The sequence below is a fragment of the Nostoc cycadae WK-1 genome (assembly GCF_002897135.1).
In the GTDB taxonomy this organism is placed as follows: Bacteria; Cyanobacteriota; Cyanobacteriia; order Cyanobacteriales; family Nostocaceae; genus Nostoc_B.
This window is the reverse complement of the sequence record NZ_DF978434.1, coordinates 173,307-185,587: the sequence shown is the minus strand read 5'-3', so window position 1 is coordinate 185,587 and position 12,281 is coordinate 173,307. Positions and strand designations below refer to the sequence as shown.

General features: G+C 41.5%; 11 protein-coding genes. 5 read left to right on the top strand and 6 right to left on the bottom strand.

Annotated elements, in window-relative coordinates; all coding sequences use genetic code 11:
• Positions 1–23: 23 nt before the first annotated feature.
• The 6 genes from NCWK1_RS20575 to NCWK1_RS20550 all read right to left on the bottom strand — a co-directional run bounded on the left by NCWK1_RS20575 (position 24) and on the right by NCWK1_RS20550 (position 5,757).
• Positions 24–338 carry a TauD/TfdA dioxygenase family protein gene (locus NCWK1_RS20575; protein ID WP_245894958.1) on the bottom strand — a complete coding sequence of 105 codons (315 nt, stop codon included), beginning with the start codon at positions 336–338 and terminating at the stop codon, positions 24–26.
• A gap of 31 nt (positions 339–369) precedes the next feature.
• Entirely contained in the window at positions 370–1,446 is a 1,077-nt protein-coding gene (locus NCWK1_RS20570; RefSeq protein WP_103125979.1) for an aliphatic sulfonate ABC transporter substrate-binding protein, read from the bottom strand.
• Between the two features lie 223 nt (positions 1,447–1,669).
• Positions 1,670–2,494 carry a class I SAM-dependent methyltransferase gene (locus tag NCWK1_RS20565; protein WP_103125978.1) on the bottom strand — a complete coding sequence of 275 codons (825 nt, stop codon included), beginning with the start codon at positions 2,492–2,494 and terminating at the stop codon, positions 1,670–1,672.
• 224 nt (positions 2,495–2,718) lie between these two features.
• The gene (locus NCWK1_RS20560; protein WP_103125977.1) at positions 2,719–3,729 is read right to left on the bottom strand and encodes an ABC transporter substrate-binding protein; all 1,011 of its coding nucleotides are present in this window, start codon (positions 3,727–3,729) and stop codon (positions 2,719–2,721) included.
• Between the two features lie 76 nt (positions 3,730–3,805).
• Positions 3,806–4,135 carry a 4Fe-4S dicluster domain-containing protein gene (locus tag NCWK1_RS20555; protein ID WP_096578467.1) on the bottom strand — a complete coding sequence of 110 codons (330 nt, stop codon included), beginning with the start codon at positions 4,133–4,135 and terminating at the stop codon, positions 3,806–3,808.
• The gene (locus tag NCWK1_RS20550) at positions 4,132–5,757 is read right to left on the bottom strand and encodes an FAD-dependent oxidoreductase (protein WP_103125976.1); all 1,626 of its coding nucleotides are present in this window, start codon (positions 5,755–5,757) and stop codon (positions 4,132–4,134) included. Before NCWK1_RS20550 ends, NCWK1_RS20555 begins: the two co-directional genes overlap by 4 nt.
• A gap of 913 nt (positions 5,758–6,670) precedes the next feature.
• Between NCWK1_RS20550 and NCWK1_RS20545 the strand changes: the two genes are divergently transcribed.
• The 5 genes from NCWK1_RS20545 (at position 6,671) to NCWK1_RS20525 (ending at position 12,235) form a co-directional block, all read left to right on the top strand.
• Positions 6,671–8,335: an iron uptake porin gene (locus NCWK1_RS20545; RefSeq protein ID WP_103125975.1), complete on the top strand. Its 1,665-nt coding sequence runs from the start codon at positions 6,671–6,673 to the stop codon at positions 8,333–8,335.
• Positions 8,336–8,458: 123 nt separating this feature from the next.
• Positions 8,459–9,592 (top strand): FMNH2-dependent alkanesulfonate monooxygenase, encoded by a 1,134-nt coding sequence (gene ssuD, locus NCWK1_RS20540; protein ID WP_103125974.1) that lies wholly within the window; start codon positions 8,459–8,461, stop codon positions 9,590–9,592.
• The gene (ssuC, locus tag NCWK1_RS20535; RefSeq protein ID WP_103125973.1) at positions 9,589–10,413 is read left to right on the top strand and encodes an aliphatic sulfonate ABC transporter permease SsuC; all 825 of its coding nucleotides are present in this window, start codon (positions 9,589–9,591) and stop codon (positions 10,411–10,413) included. Before ssuD ends, ssuC begins: the two co-directional genes overlap by 4 nt.
• A gap of 45 nt (positions 10,414–10,458) precedes the next feature.
• A complete protein-coding gene (locus NCWK1_RS20530) occupies positions 10,459–11,232 on the top strand; it encodes an ATP-binding cassette domain-containing protein (protein WP_103125972.1) in 774 nt (257 codons plus the stop codon).
• A gap of 55 nt (positions 11,233–11,287) precedes the next feature.
• Positions 11,288–12,235 carry a D-2-hydroxyacid dehydrogenase gene (locus tag NCWK1_RS20525; RefSeq protein WP_103125971.1) on the top strand — a complete coding sequence of 316 codons (948 nt, stop codon included), beginning with the start codon at positions 11,288–11,290 and terminating at the stop codon, positions 12,233–12,235.
• Positions 12,236–12,281 lie beyond the last annotated feature (46 nt).

Genomic DNA, 12,281 nt, shown 5'->3' with positions numbered 1-12,281 from the left:
CTTTCAAGACTTAACGGGAAAAGTCAGGTACCTGTATAACCACCATCAACATTAGAAACGTTAATCACTACAGGAGTGACACCTGGTTGAGAAGCCAACACAGGAACATCATCTGGTGGTACATATAAGTCGCCAAAGTAATATGCAAAATTCAACAGTTGCTCATCTGTCAGCGTTTGATTTTTGAAGATTAAAATGTGGCGATCGCGCAAAGTTTGTTTCAGTTGTAAAATTACTTCTGGTGTAACAGGTTGACTAGCATCCAAACCAGTTACTACCGCACCCAAAGGCGCATCAAGCGGCGTAACTTTTACTTCTGTTAACGTTAATGTTGGCATAACATCTCCTCACTTTTAACTAGAAACTTTCTTACTTTTTCGCTAACACATCCGAGGGAGTGATTTTGGCGTATTCTTCGGGAGTCAAAAATCCATCTCGGACATTCACTTTCTTAGGTATTTGACCCAAGCTGTACCATTTATCAGCAACTTCTTGTTGTTTAGCAATCACTTGCTCAGTAATTGGTCGCAGACCATAGTCATACTTAGCGTGCATAATTTCGAGAGTAGGTACATCAAGCTGAGTAACTGGAGCTAATAACTGCGCTACTTCTTCACGATGTTCCTTAGTCCAAAGATCTGCTTTTTCAAGCTCTTCTAAAAATGCTTTAATCACATCAGGATGTGCTTGATAAAACTGTTTTGTAGTCGAGTAAAAATTGCCTGTATCTCGCAAATTACCACCATCTACCAACACACGACCAACTTTCTTTTGTTCGGCTCTAGTAACAAATGGTTCCCAGATAAACCAACCATCAACTTTACCTTGACTAAAAGCTACATTAGCATCTGGAGGTGGTAAGAAAACTGACTGCACATCACTTAATTTTAGTCCTACTGATTCTAATGCTTTAACTAAAAGATAGTGACCAATTGATGCTTTTTGGAAAGCAACTTTTTTACCTTTTAAGTCAGCAATAGCTTTCACAGGAGAGTTTGTGGGAACTAACAGCGAGACAGCTTTACCGCTAAAAGATGTAGTAGCTAGATACACAAGAGGTGTTCCTGCTGCTTGTGCAAATATTGGAGGTGATTCTGCTGTAGAAGCAATATCAAGTCCGTTGGCATTGAGCGCCTCTAACTGTTGTGGCCCAGCAGCAAATTCCGGCCACTCTACTTTAAAACCCAATAGTTCTAATCTTTTTTCTAAATTACCTTGCTTTTCTAAAACTGCTAGTGCAGAAAGTTGCTTTGACCGGACAATTCTTACTACTTGTTTTGCAGCATTACTTGGTGCGGCTACTTGCTGTTGAGTATTATTAGAAGATGCGTTACAACTCAGCAAAGTAGTTGATAGTACCAAACAGTAACCAACTACAAATAGTAGAGAACGACGGGCTATTTTTAAACGTTGCCAAAAATTAAATTTTGTTGGTAAACCTGGCATAAGCTCTTTTACGGAAAAAATATGGATAGAAAAATTTGTAGTTATTTACTTTGAGAATTTATAACTCAATTTAAATATTTTATTTAGGAAAGAGAGTGGGTATTACCCACTCTGACTCGATGAGGGACTGAAAACTCAATCAACTTTTAGGAGGCAACCTTGAAAAATTTGCGGTAAGGAATAGAAATAACCCACTTTTCTTGCTTAATTTTAAATTTGTGGATTAATTCTTCCAAGCTACTAAAATATTAGCGGTGATTTCCTCGCTGAACTCTCCGGAAGGTTCAACTTCTAGTAATGCTGCTTGTAAATCTGCTTCAAATGCTGGAGAATTATCACCAAAGAAAATCTTTAAAGCAAAAGCTGTAGTGTATAAATAGCCAAGGTAACTAGAGACTGTCCAAGTTTTTTGAAATGGAACTTCAAACACTTCTTGACGAGCAAAAGCAGAATTAGCAATTACCACTTCATGCGGCGGATCTACTGGTTTACGAACACCTTGTCCTCTTTGTCCAGTCCGACGTTCTTCACCTAGCCATTTTTTCACAACGCCAATGGCTGCTTGTTTCCACGTAAGGTTACTTGACCAGGGGTTTTCGTTAGTATTAATCAGTGCTATCCCACCATCATCAGCAAGTAGCTCATAAATTTTTTCTAATACTAATTCTCGCTCCATCCAATGAAAAGCTCTACCGATTGTGACTAATTTAAATTCCCCTAAACTAGAGTCAATCAGTTCTGCTCCTTGTTCTAGCCAAGTTATATTATTTGCTCCCACTGCTGCTGCTTGGCGTTGCGCTTCTTGCAACATTTCTGAAGAGGGATCTATCGCAATTACTTCGGCAAATTGAGTCCGCAAAGGAATAGCAATTAATCCTGGGCCACAACCTAAATCTAAAAGTCTGCCTTGACCGTTAAGCTTAAATATTTCTGTTAATTTATCAAATAAAGCAGGTGGATATTTCGTTCTGTACTGAGCGTAACCTTCCGCAGCACCTTCAAATAAGGTTGGGTCATAATTAGGAAGGGTTTTTAATGCTTGTACCATGATAAAATTTCCTTTCAAGTTAGGAAAATAGGATGGACATTTAATCATGTCCACCCTAGAGTTAACGAGTAGACAACTGTATTGAAGTCAAAAGTAAAAAGAGAAAAGGCAAAGAAATCTTTTACTTTTGACTTACTATTTCCTAATTCACGCCGTGTGCAACTTGCTCTAAATAGTCTAAAAAAGCGGGTGGAAATTCTTGCAGATCTAGAAATGATGCGAAATTATTTCACCATCCAATCTGATAAAGCAAAGTCTGACTGCGCTAACTTTTGCGATACCAGAAAATTTTTCGTACCTTCTAAGAGTTTCACTCCTTCAGATGGAAATGGTTCTTCAGGAACTTGATTAAGTGGGTACGATGTCTTGATAATGTTGACTGGATATTTACTAATCTGAGCGTGATATTTGTAATATTCTTCGGAGTTAGCTTTTAAATCTTTGACGGATGTTGTCAGGATTGTGTTGAATTTCTGAGGAAAATCCGGCTTTTGGGCGAGAAACTTGTCCGTTGCGACCACTAATGATGTCCCCGACAAACCATTGTGATCTGCTGATGAATCAATCACCGGAAACCCTTGGGATTTGAGAAAAGGCCCCATATCGCTAGAAGTTGCATAAGCTGCAATGTCACCACGTTCTAAAGCAGACTTGGCCTCAGTACTCATTAAGTGGACAACTTTGACTTCTTTAGCAAGCTTAGTCTGATCTAGTAGACCCAGTAGATAACGGTGCATATATGAACCTTTTTGGGTAGCTACTTTCTGTCCTTTAAGCTCAGTTAAAGAATTTGCCCCATTTTTTTTCGCTACTAGCCAAGCAGTGTTATTAAATTGAGTAATTCGCAACAACTTGGTATGAATACCTCTAGCTTTCAAAACTATAGCTGGTGTATCCCCTAAAAAACCCACATCTATCTGTCCTGCAACCAGAGACTCATTTAAATCTGGCCCGTTACCAAATCTGGCAAAGGTAACGTTTTGAAATCCAGATTTTTGTAGTTCTCGTTCTAATATTCCCTGTTTTTTTGCCCAACCTAGTGGCCCTGTAGGTTCTGCACTACCCACATAGCCTATGCGTAAGGTAGTTGTGGTAGGGCTAACATTTTCAGCTTGGACTCTAGAATTATTACTCCCTTGACTACACGCTGTTGTTAGTAGCAGCAGGAAACAAACAACTACAGTTGATATTTTTCTTTGACTGACAAAACCAGTCCCTACTGCAAACGACAACATATCTATTTTCTCCGTTGTGGCATAGAAATTCAGACGTTAGGAGCAATCATTCAGGATTCTGAATATTGTTTTCTCCTCATTTCATCTGTTTTAAAACTTGAAATGTTTGATCGGTTTTGGCGCTGGAAGTTTGTTTTTTTCCCCAACCGATATTTTTGCGGTAACTACCAAGTAAACCTGCTTCCGCCAACTCTGCTTCGTTGACTGAGGTTTGTAGCTCGGTGTCTGGTGCTACATAAAGAGCGTCAACGGGGCAGTACAATTCGCACATAAAGCAGGTTTGACAATCACTTTGACGTGCGATTGTTGGCGGTGCATCAGGTACAGCATCAAACACGTTAGTAGGGCAAACGTTAACGCAGAGATTACACTGAATGCAGCGTGACGCGCTGACTAACTCAATCACGCTGCTGCTCCTGTTGTTAATAAAGATTTATTGGTGTTGCTGAATGGTTGAGTTTTTACCCAAACTTGATCTAAACCACCGCTAATTAGATAATGCTGTTGATTAGCATCTTGTTGAGGATAGTCTTGGTGTTTGTGCATACCCCGTGTTTCTTTGCGTTCCAAGGCACTGTTGTACATCCATCTTGCTGTAGCTACCATTGCGGCGGCTTCTCGCGCTCGGATGAGTTGACTGTCTTCTATTTGGGTATCGCGGATAATTTGCCACAGGTTATCAAGGCGGGAAAGAGAATCGGATAAGCCTTTTTCTGTGCGGAAATAATTGCGATTGTAGGGGAAGACTTCAGTTTGTACTGCTTGGATAAATTCGTTGATGTTTGGGCTAGAAGCGTTTTCCGCTTTTGGTTGCAACGCTGCTTCACCCACACCGCGAACCCGAAGTTGATTTGCTTGCTGTCCTAAATTTAAGGCATACTCGGCAGCAGAATTGCCTGCCCAGTAACCAGAGGAAATTGCCCAAGCTGCATTATGGCTACCACCACCTGTAAACCCACCACAAATTAGTTCGCGGGTAGCAGCATCACCAGCTGCATAGAGTCCTGGTACAGAAGCGGCGCAGGTTTCATCAATAATCCGAATTCCCCCTGTACCGCGCACTGTACCTTCTAGGCGTAAGGTAATTCGGAAACGTTGGGTAAATGGGTCTATTCGCGCTCGGTCAAAGGGTAAGAAGAAGTTGGGCTGTGCTAACCGCATAGATGAGCGCATCTCTTCGGAAGCTTGATCTAAAATGGCGTAAACTGGCTGTTGCAGCAAGGTTTCAGCAATGACAGAACGTCCACGTTGGGAACCTGCGCCGGGTATTGGCGTGCCATCTTCGTAGGTAAAGGTAGCCCAGTTGTAGAAGAGGGTTTTGGTGACTGAGGAAAAGGCAGGAGAGATGCCGTAAGCATTGGAAAACTCCATACCCGACATTTCGGCACCTGCTTCTGCTGCCATCAAGTAACCATCCCCAGTTAGGATGTTGCACCCTAACGCTTTGCTCAAGAATGCACAACCACCGGTGGCGATGATGGTTGCTCCTGATATTACTCTCCATTTTTCACTAGTTTGACGGTTAATCCCAGTTGCGCCTGCAACTTTGCCTTCTTCATCTACTAGCAGTTCTAAGGCGGGGCTGTGGTCTAATATTTTTACTCCAGCGCGTTGAATTTGTCGCCGCATTAGCCGCATATATTCTGGGCCTTGGAGCGATCGCCGATATGGTTTACCTTGATCATCAGTGGGAAAAGGATAACCCCAATCAGCTAATAAGTTGACGTTCGTAAATGTCTGATCCAAAACACGCTTCATCCAACTGCGATTGGCTAAGAATCCCCCCAATGATTCTCTGCTCGCCATCGCATTTTCTCGCGCTTCTGCTTCGGGTGGCACATACCACACGCCATTACCAGAGGCCGCCGCACATCCCGACGTACCACAGTAACCTTTGTCTACTAAAACCACCCTCGCCCCACCAGACATAGCACTCCACGCAGCCCATGTACCTGCCGGGCCACCACCAATTACAAGTACATCTGCTTGTAAATTGAGTGCAAAATTATTTACTAACGTCTTCAACATTAACGTTCTCTCCCTTTGATAGCTGCACACCGGAGAAAATTTTTCCCTATTTGCCTAACTGCTTACTAACAGCCTTAGCTTGTCAGTTTTTGTGGCTGATTGCCAACAGATTTGCTTTTAAATTACTACGGTAACTTGACCAGTTTACCGTAGTTTAACCATAACGAAGTCTCTCATGGTTCTCTAAAAAAAGCAAGCCTCTTAAATCAATTTCTAAGTAACGTTATATGAAGCAATCTTTATGCCTATAAAAAGGGCTTGCTTTTTACATTAGTTTATGCAAACATCACAAGAGTAATCTTTAACAACACAATCTCTATCGATTTACCGTTGTTTATTTATCTATCATCAACGATAGACCACAATTAAGGCTATTTCTACATCAGGGCTAATCTGACTCAAAGAATAGCTGAGTTAAGGGAAACCGCTAGTAAGTAGATATTCCGAGATAATATCACCAGATTTACAAACTGAATTATGCCAGTTAAAAATTTTCAATAAAAAATACATGCTGATATCAAGCCACTGTTGATTTGTCATAAAATTCGCATAAAAATTCAAAAATTTAGCTTGACAAATACACTATAAAATCTGAAAAAATTAGTCATCAACAATATTCTTTGATTTACTCATTGTAGTTGAATTAAATGACTCATAAAATCAAAGAATATTGCCAGAATCAAGTTAGGCTAGAGAATTTCCAAAAGATAGCTCTTACTAATCAGAGATAGTAGCTATCAAGAATCTGTTGTGAATTCAAGAAGAAGTAGATTGATAACTAACAAGTAAATATTTCAATCAAGCAAACTGGAAAAGAGAAATTATAGGAATGTTCTATATCCATGTTTGCTCTTAAATCAGGTTCTATTACCTTTTGCCAGAACATAAATCCAGATTGTGCGAGAAACAACCCATGTCTAAGTTTTTGTGGAACTATTTGCTAGTTATCCCTACAGTTTTTTATGGACTTTTATTTTTACCTTCAGTAGCGAATGCAGATGTTACAACACAGGAGACTGTACCAACAAAAATTATTTCGCCTAAGCCTGTAGTTACTCAAGACCAAGAATCGGCTAATTCACTAACTGAAATCACAGGACAAGTCACATCAGTGTCGCAACTATCTGATGTTAGACCGACAGACTGGGCATTTCAGGCATTACAATCTTTAGTTGAGCGCTACGGTGCGATCGCCGGCTATCCAGATGGCACATTCAAAGGAAATCGTGCTTTAACTCGCTATGAATTTGCCGCTGGGTTAAATGCAGCACTTGACCGCCTCAGTGAATTAATTGCTTCTAATACCGCTGATTTAGTTAAAAAAGAAGATTTAGAGACCTTACAAAAGCTGCAAGCCGAATTTGCCCCAGAACTACAACAATTACGCGCGAGACTAGATAGCTTAGAAGCGCGGACTGCGGAAGTAGAAGCCAATCAGTTTTCTACCACTACCAAACTACTAGGTGATGCCGTATTTATAGTAGCTGACACCTTTGGCGATCGCGCCAATAATCGCCCAGCTAATGATACCAAAGATGATACTCAAACCGTTTTTGGTTATCGCTCTCGGTTAATCTTACAAACCAGCTTCACGGGTAAAGATCAACTCTCAACTATCTTATCATCCAACACTATTCCTAACTTGACCAACAGTACTGGCACAGCCATGACCCGCTTTACATTTGATCAGGGTACTGAGGAAGGAGTATATCTGAGCCAGTTAGTCTACCGTTTTCCCCTTAGTAAAAATGCCACTATTTGGGTAGGGCCGAGGGCATTGCAACCAGCTATCTATGCTCCAACCTTAAACTCTTCTATTGGCGGTTTAAATGGCGCTGTTTCTCGATTTGCCACCTTTAACCCGACCGTTTATAGACCTGGTTTTGACGGTGCGGGTGCGGCTTTAGGATATAAATTTAGTAATCAAGTGCAATTGAGTTTAGCTTACACAGCAGATAACACTCAGGCAAGTAGAGCCAGTGGTGAAGGTAACGGATTTGCTGATGCCAATAACATCATATTTAGTCAACTGACCATATCGCCTAGCCGTCAGTTAGATGTTGGTCTTGCTTACGTACATAAATATTTTGGGACTAGAACTGGGTTTAACCTAACTGGTGGTACAGGTAGTGCTTTCGCTAGAAATCCGTTTGAGCAAAACTCCACCTCAACCGATAATTTTGGGCTGCAATTTAACTGGAGAGCAAGTCGCCGCTTTGTTGTCGGTGGTTGGTTTGGTTATACACTAGCTCATCAAGAAAGTGGCCCTAATAATGATGCGACAATAATAAATGGCGCACTCACCTTGGCTTTTCCAGACTTATTTAAAGAGGGTAACATCGGTGGATTTATTGTTGGTGTACCGCCGAAAGTTACCAGCAACGATTATCGACCCAGACCAAACGCAGCAAGTCGAGAAGATCCCGATACGTCTTTACATTTAGAAGCTTTCTATACATTTCGTGTGAATGACAATGTGCGGGTGACACCAACTTTTTATGTGATTACCAGTCCAGAACATAACGATGCTAACAATGCTATTTGGGTAGGTGCGCTACGGACTACCTTTAGTTTCTAGAGCAGAAAATCAGAATTTGTCAAATTGGGACTTGCTTTTTCCATAATTTCCTGTAAAATCATGACTATAAAATACGGTAACTCTACCGATTTACAGTAGTTTTATGTAGTCTTAATAACAATAATGCAAATTCTTTGGTTTATTCCCACGGCGCGTGACGGACATTATTTAGGAACACAACTTGGAGGACGTGATGCGACTCCAGAATATTTACAGCAAATTGCCCAAGCTGTAGATAACTTGGGTTATACGGGAGCTTTGTTACCCACAGGCCCTTTTTGCGAAGACGCTTGGATAACTGCGGCCTCATTAATCTCTGTCACCAAGCGGATGAAATTCCTAGTAGCAATTCGTCCCGGCATTAGTTCGCCCACCTTTGCTGCCCGTATGGCCGCAACATTTGATCGAATGTCACATGGGCGATTGTTAATTAATGTTGTCACTGGTGGAGAACCAAAGCAATTAGCAGGAGATGGCTTACATTTGAGCCATGACGATCGCTACGACTTAACTGATGAATTCCTCACAGTTTGGCGGGGAATCATTAGTGGCGAGGCAGTTGATTTTCAAGGTAAATATCTCGATATTCAAGGCGGTAAACTGTTATTTCCGCCCGTCCAAAAACCCTATCCACCGCTGTGGTTTGGCGGTTCATCAGCAGCGGCAAAGCGAGTTGCAGCCAAACATATAGATACTTACTTAACTTGGGGAGAACCGCCTGAACAAGTAGCCCAAAAAATTGCTGAAGTTAAACAACTAGCAGCCGCACAAGGTAGAACAGTGCGTTTTGGTATTCGCCTGCATGTAATTGTGAGGGAAACTCAGTCTGCGGCTTGGGATGCAGCCAACGAGTTAATTAAATATATCGATGAAGATGCGATCGCTCAAGCCCAAAAAGCCTTTGCTAGTTCCGATTCCGAAGGGCAGCAACGTATGACACAGCTACACAATGGCAGTCGGGAAACCTTAGAAATTAGCCCCAACCTCTGGGCTGGGATTGGCTTAGTGCGTGGTGGCGCGGGTACAGCTTTAGTGGGCGATCCCAATACCGTTGCCGCCAGAATGTTGGAGTATCAACAACTGGGTATAGAAACCTTCATCTTCTCTGGCTATCCCCACCTAGAAGAAGCTTATCGTACTGCCGAATTATTATTCCCTCACTTGCCTTTGCAGAGTGAACCAACACTAAACACACAACCAATATTGACTTCTATTGCCAGTGAAAAATTTGCTAAACAACTAACGAGTGCCTCATGACTATTACCTTAAAAAACACCAAAAATCTCAGCATCTCGCTCAATGAATTACTCCAAAATCAGCAAATCCAAAAAATAGTTCCTTGGATTGTCCCAATTTTAGTAGTAGTGCTTTGGGAATTGTCATCAAGAACTGGTCTACTTTCTAATCGCATTTTACCTGCACCAAGCGGTGTAGTAATTACAGCATTTAAATTAGCTGCAACCGGAGAATTATTTCAACATATAGGCATCAGTGCTGGACGTGCCATTTCTGGTTTTTTAGTTGGTGGCAGTATTGGTTTTAGTTTGGGATTACTTAATGGGATTTTTCCCCTAGCAGAAAAACTATTGGATAGTTCACTGCAAATGCTGCGGACAATTCCTAATTTGGCATTAATTCCCCTAGTAATTTTATGGTTTGGCATTGGTGATCAAGCTAGATTATTTCTTGTATCTATGGGTGTGTTTTTCCCTCTTTATCTAAATACATTTCATGGCATCCGTAGCGTTGACCCAGGCTTGATAGAAATGGGACGAGTCTATGGATTAAAACCAGTACAACTTTTGTGGCAAATTATTTTACCAGGGGCATTATCTTCAATTCTTGTGGGTGTCCGCTTTTCTTTAGGAATTATGTGGTTGACATTAATTGTTGCCGAAACAATTGCCGCTGATTCTGGCTTAGGTTATATGGCGATGAATGCCCGTGAATTTATGCAAACTGATGTCGTAGTTTTGAGTATTTTTATTTATGCCCTACTGGGTAAGTTAGCAGATGCTACTGCTAGATTCTTAGAAAGAAAATGGTTAGCTTGGCATCCTAATTATCAAAATGCTTAAGCAGAATCAAGCTAACACAAAATAACAATGTAGTCAGGAGATATTATGAGTTATCAACCACAAGGAACACAACTAAGTATTTTGGATCTGACAAAAGCTTTTGGCAAAAAAACTGTTTTAAATTCTATTAATTTAGAAGTATCACCAGGAGAATTTGTTGCTATTGTCGGGCGTAGTGGTTGCGGTAAAAGTACCTTATTACGCCTTGTTTCAGGGTTAGAAAAAGCAAGTGCTGGCGGGATTCTGTTAGATGGCGAACCATTGCGGAAACTGAGTAGTTCCGTCAGAGTTATGTTCCAAGACCCACGATTGCTAGAATGGAAACGCGTCATTCAAAATGTAGGGCTAGGATTGCAAGATAATTGGCGTGAAAAGGCGCAGTGGGCGCTAGAACAAGTGGGATTACAAGATAGAGGCGAAGAATGGCCATCTGTACTCTCTGGTGGACAAAGACAAAGGGTATCTTTAGCTAGAGCATTAGTCAGTCAACCCCGCTTATTGTTATTAGACGAGCCTTTAGGAGCCTTGGATGCGCTGACTCGGATTGATATGCAGCGGTTGATTGAAAAATTGTGGCAAGAGCAGCAGTTTACAGCTTTTTTAGTCACTCACGATGTCGAAGAAGCTGTAGCATTAGCTGACCGCGTGATTGTGATTGAAGATGGCAGAATTGCTTTAGATTTACCTGTCAATCTTCCACGCCCCAGAGATAGGGGTAATGAAGCATTTGTTAGCATCAGAGAAACGATTCTTGACCAAGTAATGAATCGGGAAGGTAGCTATGCGTATAAACAGTTATTGCAGTTAGGTAGTTATTAAGTTTCAGAGAAATTGAAGCCCAAACGAAAATAACCCTGTAATTCGGTAACTTAAGATGAAGATCATTTTGCCTATCGAAATCGCTGCCGAAATTGAGCCACATCTACCATCAGATACTAAAGTTGTACTGGTTGATAGTGATGGCAATCTTGATCATGATGCGACTGATGCCGAGATTTATTTAAGTTGGTTTTTTCTGAAAAACCCTGTTTTGCATCGTGTATTAGCAGCAGCACCCGCATTACGTTGGCATCATGCGCCGAATGCAGGGGTAAATCATATTTTGACTCCGACTTATTTAGAACGCGACCTCATCCTCACCAATGGTGCAGGAGTTCATGCGATTCCCATTGCCGAATTTGTCTTAACTTATATACTTGCCCATGCTAAGAATCTGGCAGATTTGCAAGCTTTGCAAGCTGAACACCAGTGGAAAAGAGATTTTCCGATTCAAGAATTGACGGATGCTACTTTGTTAATTATTGGCGCTGGCGGGATTGGTCAAGCGATCGCCGCTCGCGCTAAAGCTTTTGGGATGAAAATTATTGGTACTCGCCGTCATCCCCAAGAACTAGAAAATTTTGACAAAGTGGTAGGTGTGGATGAATGGCGATCGCACCTAGGGGAAGCAGATTATGTCGTAGTTGCAACACCACTCACCGCCGAAACTCAAAATTTAATCAATGAGGAAGTATTGCGATCGCTACCACCTCATGCTTACTTAATTAATATTGCCCGTGGTGCTGTAGTTAACGAACCAGCATTAATCAAAGCACTCACCGAAGGTTGGATTGCTGGGGCTGCTTTAGATACAGTAGTGACCGAACCGCTACCATCAGACAGTCCTTTGTGGTCGGTTCCAAATCTTTTCATTACCCCTCACTGTTCTGGTCATTCCCCAAAAGTTAAACAGCGTTCAGTGGAACTGTTTCTTGATAACTTCCACCGCTACCACACTGGTCAGCCGTTACGCAATGTGGTAGACAAGCAAGCAGGGTATTGAAATTAGGGAGTGGGGATGGCGAGTAATCCCCATTTCCAAATCTAAA

Bases quoted from the DNA above. Each gene is read 5' to 3' on its own strand.
- NCWK1_RS20575 (WP_245894958.1), bottom strand. From the start codon at position 338: ATGCCAACATTAACGTTAACAGAAGTAAAAGTTACGCCGCTTGATGCG.
- NCWK1_RS20570 (WP_103125979.1), bottom strand. From the start codon at position 1,446: ATGCCAGGTTTACCAACAAAATTTAATTTTTGGCAACGTTTAAAAATA.
- NCWK1_RS20565 (WP_103125978.1), bottom strand. From the start codon at position 2,494: ATGGTACAAGCATTAAAAACCCTTCCTAATTATGACCCAACCTTATTT.
- NCWK1_RS20560 (WP_103125977.1), bottom strand. From the start codon at position 3,729: ATGTTGTCGTTTGCAGTAGGGACTGGTTTTGTCAGTCAAAGAAAAATA.
- NCWK1_RS20550 (WP_103125976.1), bottom strand. From the start codon at position 5,757: ATGTTGAAGACGTTAGTAAATAATTTTGCACTCAATTTACAAGCAGAT.
- NCWK1_RS20545 (WP_103125975.1), top strand. From the start codon at position 6,671: ATGTCTAAGTTTTTGTGGAACTATTTGCTAGTTATCCCTACAGTTTTT.
- ssuD (WP_103125974.1), top strand. From the start codon at position 8,459: ATGCAAATTCTTTGGTTTATTCCCACGGCGCGTGACGGACATTATTTA.
- ssuC (WP_103125973.1), top strand. From the start codon at position 9,589: ATGACTATTACCTTAAAAAACACCAAAAATCTCAGCATCTCGCTCAAT.
- NCWK1_RS20530 (WP_103125972.1), top strand. From the start codon at position 10,459: ATGAGTTATCAACCACAAGGAACACAACTAAGTATTTTGGATCTGACA.
- NCWK1_RS20525 (WP_103125971.1), top strand. From the start codon at position 11,288: ATGAAGATCATTTTGCCTATCGAAATCGCTGCCGAAATTGAGCCACAT.